General features: G+C 54.1%; 17 protein-coding genes. All 17 read left to right on the top strand.

The annotated features are described in order from the left end of the window. Nucleotides 1-190 precede the first annotated feature (190 nt). Nucleotides 191-1,147 carry an ABC transporter substrate-binding protein gene (locus DPRO_RS17155; protein WP_097013170.1) on the top strand — a complete coding sequence of 319 codons (957 nt, stop codon included), beginning with the start codon at nucleotides 191-193 and terminating at the stop codon, nucleotides 1,145-1,147. 13 nt (nucleotides 1,148-1,160) lie between these two features. Then, nucleotides 1,161-1,919 carry an ABC transporter permease gene (locus tag DPRO_RS17150; protein WP_232005635.1) on the top strand — a complete coding sequence of 253 codons (759 nt, stop codon included), beginning with the start codon at nucleotides 1,161-1,163 and terminating at the stop codon, nucleotides 1,917-1,919. Then, on the top strand, nucleotides 1,919-2,686 hold the full coding sequence (locus DPRO_RS17145) for an ABC transporter ATP-binding protein (RefSeq protein ID WP_097013168.1): 768 nt from the start codon (nucleotides 1,919-1,921) through the stop codon (nucleotides 2,684-2,686). Before DPRO_RS17150 ends, DPRO_RS17145 begins: the two co-directional genes overlap by 1 nt. Nucleotides 2,687-2,892: 206 nt before the next feature. After that, entirely contained in the window at nucleotides 2,893-4,290 is a 1,398-nt protein-coding gene (locus tag DPRO_RS17140) for a sigma-54 dependent transcriptional regulator (protein WP_097013167.1), read from the top strand. Nucleotides 4,291-4,558: 268 nt separating this feature from the next. After that, entirely contained in the window at nucleotides 4,559-4,828 is a 270-nt protein-coding gene (locus DPRO_RS17135) for a hypothetical protein (RefSeq protein WP_097013166.1), read from the top strand. 6 nt (nucleotides 4,829-4,834) lie between these two features. After that, nucleotides 4,835-5,212: a hypothetical protein gene (locus DPRO_RS17130; RefSeq protein WP_097013165.1), complete on the top strand. Its 378-nt coding sequence runs from the start codon at nucleotides 4,835-4,837 to the stop codon at nucleotides 5,210-5,212. A 57-nt stretch (nucleotides 5,213-5,269) separates the two neighbouring features. Continuing rightward, the gene (locus DPRO_RS17125; RefSeq protein WP_097013164.1) at nucleotides 5,270-5,833 is read left to right on the top strand and encodes a GNAT family N-acetyltransferase; all 564 of its coding nucleotides are present in this window, start codon (nucleotides 5,270-5,272) and stop codon (nucleotides 5,831-5,833) included. Between the two features lie 14 nt (nucleotides 5,834-5,847). Next, nucleotides 5,848-6,120, top strand: a complete 273-nt coding sequence (locus tag DPRO_RS17120) for a hypothetical protein (RefSeq protein ID WP_097013163.1) — start codon at nucleotides 5,848-5,850, stop codon at nucleotides 6,118-6,120. Between the two features lie 135 nt (nucleotides 6,121-6,255). Continuing rightward, nucleotides 6,256-6,711 carry an ATP-dependent zinc protease family protein gene (locus DPRO_RS17115; protein ID WP_097013795.1) on the top strand — a complete coding sequence of 152 codons (456 nt, stop codon included), beginning with the start codon at nucleotides 6,256-6,258 and terminating at the stop codon, nucleotides 6,709-6,711. Continuing rightward, nucleotides 6,708-7,613: a 30S ribosomal protein S6--L-glutamate ligase gene (gene rimK / locus DPRO_RS17110; protein WP_097013162.1), complete on the top strand. Its 906-nt coding sequence runs from the start codon at nucleotides 6,708-6,710 to the stop codon at nucleotides 7,611-7,613. Before DPRO_RS17115 ends, rimK begins: the two co-directional genes overlap by 4 nt. 2 nt (nucleotides 7,614-7,615) lie before the next feature. Further along, nucleotides 7,616-8,695, top strand: coding sequence for an acyltransferase family protein (locus DPRO_RS17105; RefSeq protein ID WP_097013161.1), 1,080 nt, complete (start codon nucleotides 7,616-7,618; stop codon nucleotides 8,693-8,695). Nucleotides 8,696-8,712: 17 nt separating this feature from the next. Then, the gene (gene potA / locus DPRO_RS17100) at nucleotides 8,713-9,828 is read left to right on the top strand and encodes a spermidine/putrescine ABC transporter ATP-binding protein PotA (RefSeq protein ID WP_162291192.1); all 1,116 of its coding nucleotides are present in this window, start codon (nucleotides 8,713-8,715) and stop codon (nucleotides 9,826-9,828) included. Then, the gene (gene potB / locus DPRO_RS17095) at nucleotides 9,818-10,672 is read left to right on the top strand and encodes a spermidine/putrescine ABC transporter permease PotB (protein WP_097013159.1); all 855 of its coding nucleotides are present in this window, start codon (nucleotides 9,818-9,820) and stop codon (nucleotides 10,670-10,672) included. Before potA ends, potB begins: the two co-directional genes overlap by 11 nt. Continuing rightward, nucleotides 10,669-11,433: a spermidine/putrescine ABC transporter permease PotC gene (gene potC / locus DPRO_RS17090; RefSeq protein ID WP_097013158.1), complete on the top strand. Its 765-nt coding sequence runs from the start codon at nucleotides 10,669-10,671 to the stop codon at nucleotides 11,431-11,433. The genes potB and potC overlap by 4 nt, the downstream gene beginning before the upstream one ends. A gap of 2 nt (nucleotides 11,434-11,435) precedes the next feature. Then, nucleotides 11,436-12,464: an extracellular solute-binding protein gene (locus DPRO_RS17085; protein ID WP_097013157.1), complete on the top strand. Its 1,029-nt coding sequence runs from the start codon at nucleotides 11,436-11,438 to the stop codon at nucleotides 12,462-12,464. 331 nt (nucleotides 12,465-12,795) lie between these two features. Then, nucleotides 12,796-13,863 (top strand): IS5 family transposase, encoded by a 1,068-nt coding sequence (locus DPRO_RS17080; protein WP_097010253.1) that lies wholly within the window; start codon nucleotides 12,796-12,798, stop codon nucleotides 13,861-13,863. Between the two features lie 245 nt (nucleotides 13,864-14,108). Then, complete coding sequence (gene phnD, locus DPRO_RS17075; RefSeq protein ID WP_097013156.1) at nucleotides 14,109-15,095, top strand: phosphate/phosphite/phosphonate ABC transporter substrate-binding protein; 987 nt, start codon at nucleotides 14,109-14,111, stop codon at nucleotides 15,093-15,095. Nucleotides 15,096-15,101: the final 6 nt, after the last annotated feature.

Below are 15,101 nucleotides of genomic sequence, written 5' to 3'. Positions count from 1 at the left end.
GCCGGACGACCTCCAAGCGCCGCCCTCTCTGCCTATAGAGGCTTTCAGATCCTGTTAAAAACATTGATTTTAGCCTGAAACCGTCTTATTTACCCCATTCCGTTCAACACATTGCAGTGATGGCAAAAGTATGGTGCAAGCACTGCTTGCGCCGCTTTTTAATTGTACTTTTACTGATTGAGAGAGAGACATGAAACGTATTTTACTGAGCCTCTGCGCGGTTCTGCTGTTTGCATCCAACGCCATTGCCGGAACGCCGGTCAAAGTGGCCCATGCAACATGGGTCGGCTATGGTCCGCTGTATATTGCCAAGGACCTCGGCTACTTCGATGAAGAAGGTCTTGATGTGGACATCATGATCATCGAGGATGAATCCCAGTACGCCGCGGCTCTGGCCTCCGGCAACATCGACGGCCTCGGCAACGTGCTTGACCGCGAGGTCATCCACTACGCCAAGGGTACCGACGAAGTCGTCATCTTCGGCATGGACGAGTCCTCCGGCGGCGACGGCGTTGTTTCCTCCGCCGAGATCAAGACCGTTGCCGACCTCAAGGGCAAGACCGTCGGGCTGGACAAATCCTCCACTTCCTACTTCTTTTTCCTGTCCATCCTGAACAAGTACGGCGTGGAAGAATCTGACATCAACATCATGGAAATGGGTGCTTCCGATGCCGGTGCCGCTTTTGTAGCCGGTCGCATCGACGCTGCCGTGACCTGGGAACCGTGGCTGACCAACGCCGGCCAGCGCGACGGTGGTCACGTCCTCATCTCTTCCAAGGAAATGCCCAAGACCATTGTTGACGTCTTCGTGCTCAACGCCGACTACGTGAAGGCACACCCCGAAGTTCCGGCCAAGATGACCAAATGCTGGAACAAGGCCATCGCCTGGTACGAGCAGAACCCGGACAAGGGCAACGCCATCATGGCAAAAGCCATGCACCTCAAGACACAGGAAATGGCTGACATGGCCGCTGGCGTCACCTTCATTGGCGCTGAGGAAAACAAGGTTTTCTTCGACAAGACCAAGGAAAACAACATCTACGAAGTGGCTGATCGCGCCATCACCTTCTGGAAGTCCAAGGGTATCATCACCAAGGATGTTGACCTCGACGCCCTGATCACCCCTGAATACGTGAACGCCAAGTAACATGAAGCAGCCTATGCTGATATTCCGGACCGGGACGAGGCTTGCAATCGCGTCCCTGTCCGCTGTTTTTGCCGTCTGGTCCATGGCCGCCTACTCGGGCATGGTCAAACCGCTGTTCCTCCCCGCACCACACAAGGTGTTCCTTGCCTTTGGCGAAATGTATAATGAGGGCATCCTCTTTTCGTATACATGGGACAGCATCTACCGCGTCATGGTCGGCTGGTCGCTGGCCGCCATCGTCGGGGTCCCGCTCGGGATGCTCATCGCCACATCAAAACGTGCGGCTTCCATCCTTTCGCCGCTCATGGAGTTTGCCCGTTACCTGCCTGTGGTTGCGCTTGTACCGCTGACCCTGCTCTATCTCGGGATTGGCGACAGCCAGAAATTCGCCATCATCTTTCTCGGCACCTTTTTTCAGTTGGTGCTGATGGTCTCGGACAGCGTTTCAGCCGTTCCCGGCGACCTGAGCCGTGCCGCCGCCACCCTTGGCGCGTCACGGATGCAGACATACCGCCTTGTCCTTTTCCCCGGCGCACTACCGGGCATCATGGATGACCTGCGCATCACCGTGGGGTGGGCCTGGACCTATCTCGTGGTGGCCGAACTGGTGGCTGCCAACTCGGGGCTTGGTTTCATGATCCTGCGTGCCCAGCGTTTTCTGGCCATTGACCGTATTTTCGCGGGCCTGATCATCATCGGTTTACTGGGCCTGCTCACGGATTATCTGTTCAAGGTGCTCGCACGCATCATCACTCCCTGGAGTGAAAAGTAATGAGCATGCTCGCCATCAACGAACTGGGAAAGACGTTCGATTCCAACAAGGGACCGGTCATCGCCCTGGAAGACATTAATCTTGAGGTCAATCGCGGTGAACTGGCCGTCATAGTCGGCCCCAGCGGGTGCGGCAAATCCACCCTGCTCAATATCGTGGCCGGACTGGAGCAGAAGACCACCGGCGTCGCAGCCCTCGAAGGCAATGACATCGACACCCCGGGAGCGGATCGCGGCATGGTCTTCCAGTCCTACACGCTCTTCCCCTGGCTGACGGTTCGCAAGAATGTCGAATTCGGCCTGCGCCTCAAGGGGGTACCTGCTGCCGAGCGGGCGGAAATAGCCCGCAAGTATATCGGCCTTGTCGGGCTGGAAGATTTTGAGAACGCCCTGCCCAAGGAGCTTTCCGGCGGCATGAAGCAGCGCGTGGCCATTGCCCGCGTCCTGGCTAACAGCCCGGTCATGCTGCTGATGGATGAGCCTTTCGGCGCACTGGATGCACAGACACGGATTCTGCTGCAGGAACTGCTGCTTGATGTGTGGAGAAAAGAGAAGACCACCATTCTCTTCATCACCCACGACATCGATGAAGCGATTCTGCTGGCAGACAATGTCTACATCATGTCCAGCCGCCCCGGGCGCATCAAGGCGAAGATCCCCATCACCATCCCCCGCCCCAGAGACCACAAGGCCACCGTCACGCCGGAATTCTCTGCGGTCAAATCACAGATCATGGACCTGCTCTGGGAAGAGATTCAGCAAAGCTGATAACCGGGCTGCCACAACTAGCCTGCCCCATTCCTGGTCAATCATAGTACCAATCAAGCCCCTGTGAACCTTTGTTCGCAGGGGCTTTGTCATACCCGCAGCCATCGACTTCCCCCTCTTCACAAACCGCGCACTTCCGGCTGGCAGCTTTTTTTATTGTCCCTTTGCAAACTTGGTTTTACAAGGACAGGAGGAGTCACGACATAATGAGAAAAATGCTTGTCATCACCCGCGACGGAAATCACTCCAAGCGCATCGGCGATCTGCTCGACCGAAATGAGGAAATTTCGGCCCGAACCACCTTTGAATCATCCATCCCGGAAAATGACCGGGAAGTGGACACGCTGTTTGTCGATGTCGAGTCGCTACTGAGCAACAATACGCCCGTAAACATGGCGCTTAAAGAGATGTGGTCACACTTCCCTTCCGCCGCCATTATCGTGATGGCCGACGAAGAACACACCACGGACGCCGTGGACGCGGTCAATGCCGGGGCATTCGGCTATCTCACTCACCCCATTCAAAAAGAAGAACTCGACCTTATCGTCGACAGGGTGCGCAAGTCGAACGTGCTCCACTCGGAACTGAACTACCTCCGTGATCAGTTTTGGGATGAGGATTCATTGAAATATGTCGACACCCGCAGCAAGGCCATGCACGACGCCTTTGCCAAGATACGGCAGGTGGCAAGCACGCGCACGACCGTTCTGCTGACAGGAGAAACCGGGACAGGCAAAAGCCTTATCGCCAAACTCATCCACGCCCACAGCAACCGCAGGAACAAGCCATTCATCAGCGTTCATTGTGGCGCAATTCCCGACACGCTGGTGGAGAGCGAACTCTTTGGTCATGAAAAAGGATCATTCACCGGCGCTATTCGTCGCAAGCTGGGCAAATTCGAACTGGCCCACGGCGGAACCATCTTTCTGGACGAAATCGGCACGGTCAGCCAGTCAGTTCAGGTCAAGCTGCTCAACATCATTCAGGAGCGCATCCTTCAGCGCGTCGGCGGCGAGAACGATATCCCCGTTGATGTACGCATCATCGCGGCGACCAATGAAGACATGGGACAGCTTTGTGAGGAAGGAAAGTTCCGGCGTGATTTGTTTTATCGACTCAATGTCTTCCCAATTCGCATCCCGGCGCTCAGGGAACGACAGGAAGACCTGCCGCGACTCTCCGAAGAATTCATCCGTCAATTCAATGGGCAATTGAATACGGAGATCAAAGGGATACACCCGCACGTCCTGAATATTTTTAAGGGATACGACTGGCCGGGCAACGTTCGGGAACTGGAAAACGTCATCGAACGAGCCTGCATTCTGGAAACAGGCGAGGTTCTTCAGCCCGACAGTTTCCCGCCCGACCTTATCGACACACAGGGCGAAGTGGTGACCGCACCGGTCAAAACCGACCTGCCACTTAAGGAAGCACGCCAGATCACCATCGACAAGTTTGAAAAGCAGTACCTCTCCAGTCTGCTGGATCAGTGCCAGGGCATCATCAAGAATGCTGCACAAAAAGCGGGAATAACCACCCGTCAGCTCAATAAATTGATGAACCGACATCAACTACACCGTAGCGACTTCATAAACAAGAACTGAAAGTTCCCTTTTTTGACACACAAAGAACTGAAAGTTCCTAGCTACACGCAACACCCTGAAAATATTGTATATAAAACAGGTAAGTCTTCAGATTACGACTGTATCCAACCCTTCAAACACGCTAACACCCCCACTCAACCTCATGAATAGGAACTTTAAGTTCCTATTCGTTTTATGCCTGCTGCAAAATACTCTATACATTTCAACATGATGCACATTTGGCACACTCCATGCTCATGGGCTTGCGACTACATCAGTCGAGAAGCACATGAAACACACACAGCATAAAGATACACACAAGCAGACCATTCGCGGAATGGTTGTGCCTGCACAGTGGGATGACCGGTTTGAAGTGACCGGCATTCTCGTTGCCTGCCACGACGAAAGAGAAATCAAGGTTGAGAACCTGGAGAGTTTTCCGAACCTGAAGGACATGTCTCAAAGAGAGGCTCTCTTTACAGGTGTCATCAGCAAATCAGACAACTCGGAATCCATCCTCCTGGAAAGCTATACTCCAATCAATGACGGAGAGGAGTAGAACGATATGAAAACCCTGAGAACTTTCGCGTGCATAGCAGTGCTCCTGACAACATGTGTACTGCCTGTCCACGCCGGGGAGCCGGAAGGGAGACCTGTGTCCATCAGGGGGCTGGTGGTCAGCTCCGGACACAATCTGATCATCAATGATGGAGCTCAGGACTATGTGCTCCTTGGCGTGGACAACTACCAATTGGAAGGAAAGATCTGCGAGGCTATCGGTACGCTGCACGTATCCGATGACGAACTGATCATTGATGTTGAGACCATACGAATTGTGGCGAGTGAATATCCCGAAGAAGACCTTGTCGGCGAAAAGAAGCAGTTTGACGTGCTCGCTTTCCGCCCGGGGCAGAACAATACGATCACAAGGGCAAGTGTTTGACCGCCTCTATGAAGTGGACACGCTAACCAGTCACCCCTCTTACACGAGAAAACCATAATGGACATCACCATTAAAGAAGAACCCCGGTTCAACGAAATCATCGAAGTCAGCATTCATTCAGGCATCACGCCGGATGATGTCGACACCCTGCTGGACATGGCGGCATCAAGCGGCCTGTTCGCATCCGATCTCATGATGTCGACTGAAGACATGGCATGGGACAGTGCGTACAGCGACGGCAATGAACCCCACATTTTTCTCAAGGCCACGTACAGCACAACCGGGGAAAATAGGACAGCGGGATTCATCTGTTTCGGTCCCATTGATCGCTGGGACGGATATTATGAATTATACGGAATCGCCGTAGACCCCGCCTGCCAACGCTTGGGCATCGGTTCAGCTCTCCTCTCGGAGATGATCCGTCAGATAACAGTGGCAGGTGGCAAAGGAATTTTTCTTGAAACCGGCGGAGGGCGTTCCTTCGAGAATGCCCGGCTTTTTTACGAGGCCAATGGTTTCACCCAGGAAACCCGTTTCCACAAACAGTTTATCCCAAGTGCCGGAGATGTCGTTTACCGCTTCGATATCGACACCGACGGCAAAGAAGAACAACAACAGTAACGACCGGAGCAACGATGCCCATTGATATCTATGAAGACACTGTTTACGGACAGATCCTTCCCTCGGAGTGGGACAATGAAAGGGTCTCCTCTCTCATCCTTCTTGTTGATGGGGATGAGGAATTCATCATTGAAAAAAATGACCAGGCCGATACACTGGTCAATCATATTGACCGATGGATCACGGCAGAGGGCGTCATCACCGAAACGAATAAATCGATACGGATCAAGGTCCGCAACTTCAAACTGGAAGATGACATTGATTACGAGGAAGACGATGACTGGTAGGCCGGGCTTGTCCCTGATGCCGACAGCATCGCCTCAAACTGAAAACCGGTCTTACGGCAGCGACGCTACCGTGACGGGTCGCGCTTCAAATACTTCATAGGATTTTGTTCAATGAAAGCTCACAAGCAACCGAAAATGATCATCGGGTGGCGGGAATGGGTCTCGCTGCCCGATTTTGCTGTTCCGGGGATCAAAGTGAAGATCGACACCGGCGCCGCAACCTCCGCCATCCATGCGTTCAACATCGAACCATTTAATCGGGATGGGGAGCGTTTTGTCCGCTTCGATATTCACCCGATCCAGCAACGGGACGACATCTCCTACCACTGCGAAGCACCCCTCATTGACAGGCGAAAGGTGAAAAACTCCGGAGGGCATACCCAGAAGCGTTTTGTGATTCAGACCGCACTGGAGATCGGCGGACGAAAATGGATGATGGATTTGACACTGACAAACCGTGACCAGATGAAATTTCGCATGTTGCTTGGTCGATCGGCCATGAAGGGACGACTGATTGTCGACCCGCAACTTTCCTATCAGGCAGGCAAATACAGTTCAGCAACCTTTTACCCACCCCTTTTAGTAAAATGAAAATAGCAATTCTCTCTCGAAAACGTTCCCTGTACTCCACCAACGCACTGGTAGAAGCAGGCAAAGCCGCCGGACACGATATGCAGGTTATCAACCCGCTTCGCTGCTACATGAATATCGCGTCCCACCACCCGACCATCCATTACAAAGGGGAAGATTTGTCGGATGTTGATGCCGTGATCCCGCGAATCGGCGCATCCATTACTTTTTACGGAACCGCTGTTGTCCGTCAGTTTGAAATGATGGGAACGTACTGCCTCAACGAATCGGTTGCCATCACCCGCTCCCGTGACAAGTTGCGCTCCCTGCAACTGCTGTCCCGCAAGGGGATCGGCCTGCCCGTGACCGGCTTTGCCAACTCCACCAAGTTCACCGACGACCTCATCGAGATGGTCGGTGGCGCACCGCTCGTGGTCAAGCTGCTGGAAGGAACCCAGGGTATTGGCGTGGTGCTGGCTGAGAACAATCAGGCTGCCAAAAGTGTCATCGAGGCGTTCCAGGGCGTGAAGGCGAACATTCTGGTTCAGGAATACATCAAGGATGCAAAGGGCCGCGACATTCGCTGCCTCGTCATCGGCGGCAAGGTGGTCGCTTCCATGCAGCGTCAGGCGGCTCCGGGCGAATTTCGCTCCAACCTCCACCGTGGTGGCAGCGCGTCCACCATCAAGATCACTCCCGAAGAGCGATCCACTGCCGTGCGCGCTGCAAAGATCATGGGCCTGAATGTCTGTGGCGTCGACCTGCTCAGAACCAACCACGGTCCGGTGGTCATGGAGGTCAACTCCTCACCCGGTCTGGAAGGCATCGAAACCGTCACCGGCAAAAGCCTTTCGGGCAAGATCATCGATTTTATCGAGAAAAACGCCAAACCCGGTAAAACCGGAACTCGGGGCAAAGGATAGCCATGGGCATCATCCGACTTCTGCTCGCTATCGCCGTCTTCAACTCGCACTTCCCCTTTCTGGAAGTGCCGGTTGTTGACGGACATGAAGCGGTTCTGGCGTTCTTCGCCATTTCGGGCTTTTACATAGCGCTGATACTGGACACTACTTACAGCTCGTCAAGAGAGTTTTACTGGGGGCGCTTTCTGTCGCTGTACCCCATGTACCTCATTGGCTTGTCCATCAGTGTTGCCCTGCTGACAGTCGGAGATATTCACCCGATGACCGGTCTCGATAAAATGCAGTCGCTCCTGTCCGATCCTTTGGCCTTTGCCATCATGCTCTGGACTTCCGCCTGCGTATTCGGCCAGGAGCTGCTCTTCAGCCTGGCTCAATCAGCGGACGGCGGATTGCATTTTGTCGAGGCAAGCCGTCACGGCATCTGGAAACATGCCCCGCTCATTCAGGCATGGTCCCTGTCGCTTGAGATCGTCTTCTATGCGCTGGCCCCACTGCTGGTTCGACTCAAAACCTCCACCCTGTGCGGGGTTGTCGCCATCAGCCTTCTGGCCAAAATAGCCGTGATGTCGGGTCCTCTTGCGGATGTCGTCTTCTTCAAACGCTTTTTCCCAACGGAATTCTGGCTGTTCGGGTGCGGTATTCTGGCATACCGGTACTACCGGATCCTGCCTAAGCAGTCACAGGCCATCGACTACTTCTGTTTCATTATGCTTGTAGGTGTCATCCTTATTGTCGGAGATGTGGACGACCCGTATCTGCCGTTCGCACTCCCTGCGGTTACACTGGTGGCTCTTCCATTTGTGTTCCGAACCTTCAGTGTGACTCGATTTGATAGGGACATAGGAAAAATAAGCTACCCCTTTTACCTTCTGCATTTCAGTGCTATCGCCATTTTCGAGGAGTACTGGGAGGAGCCGATAGGCTGGCATATACTGGTTGCAACACTGATTGCCGCCATTCTCGCCCACACGGCTATCAATCCAGGCACGGAATTCCTCAAGCAGCGTTTACGTGCGGCAAAGCGTCTGCCGCTCGGGGCAGAAGCGGCTCCTCACCCGGGCCTTTCCTCCAATAACAATTAATAGAGCAATATTTCATAATGGAAAACGTAATAGAATTATCCAACATCAGTAAGTCGTTTGACGGCGACATCGCCGTTGAGGACATTTCATTATCCATAGCCGATGGAGAGTTCCTGACGTTGCTGGGGCCGTCCGGCTGTGGCAAAACGACTATTCTCCGACTCATTGGCGGATTCGAGCAGTGCGACAGCGGCACCATTCGCATCGACGGTAAAGAAATGGTCGGCCTTGATCCTGAATCTCGTCCGGTAAACACCGTTTTCCAGAGCTACGCCCTGTTCCCGCACATGAACGTATATGACAATGTCGCCTTTGGCCTGCGTATTGCGGGCATGGCTGAATCAGCCATTGCCAAAGAAGTTCCTGCCGCCCTTGCTCTTGTCCGTCTTGAAAAGATGGTCAACCGCATGCCGTCCGAACTTTCTGGTGGTATGCAGCAGCGTGTGGCCATTGCTCGCGCCATCGTCAACAAGCCGCGAGTTCTTCTGCTCGACGAGCCGCTTTCCGCGCTGGATCACCGCCTGCGCAAAGAAATGCAAAAAGAGCTCAAAGAGTTGCAGCGCACCCTTGGGATCACCTTTGTCCTCGTCACTCACGACCAGGAAGAGGCGTTCACCATGTCGGATCGCGTTGTCGTGATGAACGAGGGAGTCATCGAACAGATCGGCAGCCCCAAGGATATCTACGAGAATCCGGTCAATCTCTACGTGGCCCGCTTCGTGGGAGAGATCAATGTTCTCAATGGAACCATTACCGAAGTGAAGGACACGACCTACGAGGCTGAAGTGGCCGGAGTCCCTGTTGTCGTCAAATCCAACCGTGATTTTTCCGAGGGCGACAGGATTCATGTCCTTTTGCGTCCGGAGGATTTCCGGGTCGAAGTCATGCGCGAAGTGGAAGACGACCCCGAACTGGCGGAGAAGTTTGCCAAGGCAATGCTCAAAGGCACTGTGGAGCGGACCTTCTACAAGGGTGCGACCTACGATGTGGACATAACCCTCGATGATGGCAAACAGATCATCGTTTCCGAGTTTTTCGACGAAGATGCCGAGAACCTCTACTTCCACGCTGGCGACCGCGTGGCTGTGGGATGGTTTGAGGGGTGGGAAGTGGTGTTGCCCCATGAAAGATAATCGTCTTTTCAAACGTTTTGTCATCGGCGGAGTCATCTGCTGGATGATCGTCTTCGGTGCCGTGCCTACCCTGATGCTCACTGGCGTCAGCTTTCTGCAACGTCATCCGGACGATCTCATCGCACCGATCTTCACCCTTGAAAGTTATCAGCGTCTGTTGGAACCGGCACTGGGCTTCATGGTGCTCGAATCCCTGTTCATGGCTGCGGCTGCTACGGCGCTGTGCCTCCTGATCGGGTATCCGTTCGCTTACATTGTGGCTCGATCCGAAAAACGGCGTGCGCGGCTCATGCTCCTGCTGGTCATGATTCCCTTCTGGACCAACACCCTTATTCGCACCTACGCCATGGTCGCGGTCCTCAAGGCAGACGGTATTTTGAGCAAAACCCTGATGTTCCTGGGTATCATCGATATGCCGCTCAAGATCATGTATACCGAGACCGCCATCTTCATCGGCTATATCTACACGCTGCTGCCGTTCATGATCCTGCCGCTCTATGCCGCGCTGGAAAAACTCGACAATCGACTGATCGAAGCATCGCGTGATCTGGGAGCCAGCAGATGGGCTACCTTCAGGAAGATAACCATCCCGCTGACCACACCGGGCATTCTCTCGGGGTGCATGCTGGTATTCCTGCCCGCGCTGGGCATGTTCTACATACCGGACATCCTTGGTGGAGCACGGACCATGCTGCTGGGTAACTACATCCGCGACCAGTTCCTTACCGCACGCGACCTCCCCATGGGTGCAGCGGCTTCCATCGCCATGACTGTGATCATGGGAGTATTGCTCGCTCTGTACTTTCAGAGTGTTCGCCGCTCCGGCAGGAGGGCCAAGATATGATGAAATACATTAAAACAGCTTATGCCGGACTGGTGTACCTTTTCCTGTACCTTCCGCTGGGAGTGATGGCGTTGTATTCATTCAACGCTTCCAAGTACTCGCTGTCATGGCAGGGATTCACCCTGAAATGGTATGGCAAGCTGCTGGAGAACACCACGCTGATCGATGCGGCCCTTCGGTCAATGACCATTGCGGTGGTCTCGGCCACGGTTGCCTGCATCATCGGCACGCTGGCGGCATTCATGCTGCACCAGTACCGGTTCAAGGGCAGGCGAGCCATGTTCAGCAGCGTCTTCGTCATGATGATGTCCCCGGATATCGTCATTGCCATCTCTTTGCTGGTGCTTTTCCTGAGTGCGGGGCTGACCCTTGGATTCTGGACACTGCTCATGGGACACATAACCTTGTGCGTCCCGTTCGTGACTGCGACCGTCTACTCACGGTTTCGGGGTTTTGACCGATCCGTGGTTGAAGCGGCCCGCGACTTGGGAGCCAGTGAATACCAGCTCTTCCGACGCGTCGTCATCCCCATGGCAATGCCTGGCCTGGCAGCCGGTTGGCTGTTGAGCTTCACCTTATCGCTTGATGACGTAATCATCAGCTTTTTCACCACTGGGCCGACCTATGAAGTTCTGCCGCTTAGAATCTACTCCATGGTCCGTCTGGGCATTAAACCCGATGTCAACGCGCTCAGCGTTATCATGATCGCTATAACCGTAGTCGCCGTCCTTTTATCGCGGCGACTGCTCAAGGAGAAATAACAATGAAAAAAACACTACTGGCTCTGCTTTTCGTCATGTTGCTGGCCACCCCTTCCATTGCCGGAAGCGGTGAACTCTACCTGTACATCTGGTCCGAATACATCCCGGACGAGGTGGTTCAGAATTTTACTCGGGAAACAGGCATCAAGGTTCACCTGTCGAACTACGACAGCAACGAAGCCATGTACGCCAAGATCAAACTGGCCGGGGACGGATACGACATCATCGTCCCTTCCTCGGACTATGTCGGACTCATGCGCCGTCAGGACATGTTGCTGCCGCTGGACAAGTCCAAGCTGTCCAACTTCGGCAATCTGGCACCAAAATTCGTGAATCAGTCCTTTGACCCGGACAACACGTATTCCCTGCCGTACATGTGGGGTTCCACCGCCATCGCGGTCAACACCGGCATGCTCGGCACGGGGGCCGTCAACTCCATTGATGACCTGTGGAAACCCGAAATGGACGGCAGGCTCCTGCTGCCCAACGACCCGCGGGACGTCTTTGCCCTTGCCCTGAAGTCCCTTGGTTATTCGCTCAACGAGACAGATCCGGCTCGTCTTGAAGAGGCGTACCAGAAGCTCAAGTCGCTGATTCCCATGGTTCGCGTCTTTGATTCGGATTCTCCCAAACAGGCGCTGCTCTCCGGCGAGGTGCTTGTTGGCGTTGTCTGGAACGGCGAAGCATACATCGCCAACCAGGAAAACCCGGAGATCACCTATATCTACCCGGAAAAAGGATTCAGCCTCTGGATGGATTCCCTGTGCATCCCCAAGGGAGCAAAAAACATCGAGGAAGCACATGCTTTCCTGAACTACCTGATGCGCCCGGACGTTGCCGCATTGATCAGCACCGAGATGGGCTACTCAACCCCCAACGCCAAGGCACTGGACTTCCTGCCTGAAGAGGTGCGTAACAACCCCATCGTCTATCCTTCGGAAGAAGTTGCTGCCCGGGGCGAGTTTCAGGATTACATTGGCGAGGCCATGAAAATCTATGACGCTTACTGGGTAAAGCTGAAGACCGATTAGTCCACACCCATATTCCACCCATTCGGGTCGGCAGCCAATCACCATGTTGGCTGCCGGCCTTTTTATTTTCAGGAGCCTTTTCCACATATTGAAGGGCCCTCCCCAAAAGCAACGAACGCTCTGTGATTACCGACAATTTTAGTATGGAATTTATTTACTTATCGACTTTGGGAAAATGGGATTGAAATTTTGTCTTTATTTTCAGTGGTAAAGCATCATTATAATTTAATGATAGTATTTCCCCTGACCAAGCAAACAGATTGATCCAATACACTTCGAGACCTCTGCACGGCAAATCCCACACTTTTACTCTTTAACTATTTGATTTATTATGCTATTATTTCTCCATCCAAAGGAGGAAGGCATGGCTATTCGGCAGAAAGGACCTCGGTTGGGTGATTACTTCCTGGGGCACCGCAGAACCAAGACCACATTTCTGGATGAGATCAACGAACTCATCGACTGGCAGCCCATCAACGCCTTTCTGTGCAAGAAGATCAGGCGCAAGGCCAACGCCGTGGGCAATCCCGCCTATCCGCCTCTGGCGATGTTCAAGATTCTGCTCTTGCAGCGTTGGTACAACCTGAGTGATCCGGGCGTGGAGCAGGCGCTGCTCGACCGGCTCTCCTTTGTCAGATTTACCGGTTTTTCCATCGAGGACGACGTGCCGGACGAGACCACCATATGCCGTTTCCGTAACGGTTTGATCCGCCTGAAGGTGCTGGACTCCTTGCTCGACATGCTTAACCGCCAGCTTGAAGGACAAGGGCTTCTTGTCCGTGAGGGAGCCGTGGTGGACGCCTCGGTAGTCGAGTCGCAGCGGCGGCCGCGCAAGGTTATCGACGTGATGCCTGAGGACCGTTCCGAGGACGCCGAAGAACAGGATGGGCCGGTGGACTGCCGGGTCAGCTATTCGGATGACGAGGAGGCGGCCTGGCTCCGCAAGAGAAATCGGGCCTATTACGGCTACAAGCTCCATGCCGCGACGGACAGTCGAGACGGGTTTCTGCTCTGTGGTCACATCACTCCCGCGAACCATTCGGACACGGGCGAATTCGAGCGGCTCGTGAATGGCGTCGGCCTTGATCCCGGCGCACGGGTTTATGCGGACAAGGGCTATTGCAGCGGGAAGAACCGGGACATTCTGTTTGATCGCGATTTGGAGGACGGAACCATGGACAAGACGCCTCGTGGCGGCAGGCTGACAGACTTCGAAAAGACCCGCAACCGTGACATCAGCAGCATTCGGCAAATAGTCGAGCGGGCCTTCGGCACACTCAAACGTGGCTACGCATTCTTTCGGTCCCGATACGTGGGTCGTGAGAAGGTGGAGGGAGAGTTCCACATCCTCGCCATGGCGTTCAATTTGAAAAAAGCTGTTCGACTGGCGCGAGCCTGAAGGGAGAGGTGCGTCCAAAATCCGGCATTTCGGCCAGAAATGGCAGGAAAAGGCCGGGAATGAGCCCAAGCTGGGGTGCGGTCAGAACATCAAATTGGGTGCGGAGCGCAAGGCACGGACGCGAAAAGGGGATGCGCAGAGGTCTCACTTCATCTGGTACAGGACCGATACGTTTTCGTGAGATGAAGGTGTCTGGACGGCAGACCCTTCACAAAATCACATCATTAACATTGCAGGAGTTTGTTATGAAACGGTTGACGGTCTTTCTCGCACTCGTCTTTATGTTGGCCTTGTCGGCGACCGCCTTTGCCGGTGAAGTTGCCGTGCTGGATGAGATGTACACTGACAAAGATGGCGACATGGTTGCCGATTTCGCCACTGATAACTGTAAGGATCCCAGCACGCTGGTATTCACCTACACCCCGGTTGAAGATCCTGCGGTCTACAAAGACGCATTTGCCGACTTCCAGGAATACCTGAGCAACGTCACCGGCAAGCGAGTGATCTACTACACCGTTCAGTCCAACGCTGCTGAAGTTGAAGCCATGCGTTCCGGCAAGCTGCACATTGCTGGTTTCTCCACTGGCCCCACCGGCTTTGCCGTCAACCTCGCTGGTTACGTACCCATCGCTGTCAAGGGTTACCCTGATGGCTTCCAGGGTTACAACCTCGTCGTTGTCACCAAGAAAGACAGCCCGATCAAGGAAATGAAGGACCTCAAGGGCAAGAAAGTTGCTCACACTTCCGCTTCCTCCAACTCCGGTAACCTCGCTCCTCGCGCTCTGTTCCCCGAACTGGGTCTCGTACCTGACCAGGACTACACCGTTGTTTACTCCGGCAAGCACGACCAGTCCATCCTCGGCGTTGTTCACGGCGACTACGATGCAGCTCCTGTTGCTTCCGACGTTTATGATCGCATGATCGAAGCCGGCCGTGTGGACAAGGACGCTCTCCGTGTCATCTGGCGCAGCCCCAAGTTCCCCACTTCCTCCTTCGGTATCTCCAGCCAGCTCTGTCCTGAACTCGCCCAGAAGATCATCGGCGCTTTCATGACCTACCGCTTCCCCAAGAGCATGCAGGACTCCTTCAAGGGTGCCGACCGTTTCTACCCCATCACCTACAAGGTTGACTGGAAGGTAATCCGTGACATCGCTGACGCCACCGGCACCAGCTACAACAAGGCCGGACTGGAAGCCATGGCAGCCAAAGAAGCCGCCAAGAAAAAGAAGTAAGCATAC

It is taken from the genome of Pseudodesulfovibrio profundus (assembly GCF_900217235.1).
GTDB lineage: Bacteria > Desulfobacterota > Desulfovibrionia > Desulfovibrionales > Desulfovibrionaceae > Pseudodesulfovibrio > Pseudodesulfovibrio profundus.
Note: the sequence above shows the minus strand (reverse complement) of the source record. Positions and strands in the feature narration are given on the sequence as shown.

Bases quoted from the DNA above. Each gene is read 5' to 3' on its own strand.
- DPRO_RS17155 (WP_097013170.1), top strand. From the start codon at position 191: ATGAAACGTATTTTACTGAGCCTCTGCGCGGTTCTGCTGTTTGCATCC.
- DPRO_RS17150 (WP_232005635.1), top strand. From the start codon at position 1,161: ATGCTGATATTCCGGACCGGGACGAGGCTTGCAATCGCGTCCCTGTCC.
- DPRO_RS17145 (WP_097013168.1), top strand. From the start codon at position 1,919: ATGAGCATGCTCGCCATCAACGAACTGGGAAAGACGTTCGATTCCAAC.
- DPRO_RS17140 (WP_097013167.1), top strand. From the start codon at position 2,893: ATGAGAAAAATGCTTGTCATCACCCGCGACGGAAATCACTCCAAGCGC.
- DPRO_RS17135 (WP_097013166.1), top strand. From the start codon at position 4,559: ATGAAACACACACAGCATAAAGATACACACAAGCAGACCATTCGCGGA.
- DPRO_RS17130 (WP_097013165.1), top strand. From the start codon at position 4,835: ATGAAAACCCTGAGAACTTTCGCGTGCATAGCAGTGCTCCTGACAACA.
- DPRO_RS17125 (WP_097013164.1), top strand. From the start codon at position 5,270: ATGGACATCACCATTAAAGAAGAACCCCGGTTCAACGAAATCATCGAA.
- DPRO_RS17120 (WP_097013163.1), top strand. From the start codon at position 5,848: ATGCCCATTGATATCTATGAAGACACTGTTTACGGACAGATCCTTCCC.
- DPRO_RS17115 (WP_097013795.1), top strand. From the start codon at position 6,256: ATGATCATCGGGTGGCGGGAATGGGTCTCGCTGCCCGATTTTGCTGTT.
- rimK (WP_097013162.1), top strand. From the start codon at position 6,708: ATGAAAATAGCAATTCTCTCTCGAAAACGTTCCCTGTACTCCACCAAC.
- DPRO_RS17105 (WP_097013161.1), top strand. From the start codon at position 7,616: ATGGGCATCATCCGACTTCTGCTCGCTATCGCCGTCTTCAACTCGCAC.
- potA (WP_162291192.1), top strand. From the start codon at position 8,713: ATGGAAAACGTAATAGAATTATCCAACATCAGTAAGTCGTTTGACGGC.
- potB (WP_097013159.1), top strand. From the start codon at position 9,818: ATGAAAGATAATCGTCTTTTCAAACGTTTTGTCATCGGCGGAGTCATC.
- potC (WP_097013158.1), top strand. From the start codon at position 10,669: ATGATGAAATACATTAAAACAGCTTATGCCGGACTGGTGTACCTTTTC.
- DPRO_RS17085 (WP_097013157.1), top strand. From the start codon at position 11,436: ATGAAAAAAACACTACTGGCTCTGCTTTTCGTCATGTTGCTGGCCACC.
- DPRO_RS17080 (WP_097010253.1), top strand. From the start codon at position 12,796: ATGCTATTATTTCTCCATCCAAAGGAGGAAGGCATGGCTATTCGGCAG.
- phnD (WP_097013156.1), top strand. From the start codon at position 14,109: ATGAAACGGTTGACGGTCTTTCTCGCACTCGTCTTTATGTTGGCCTTG.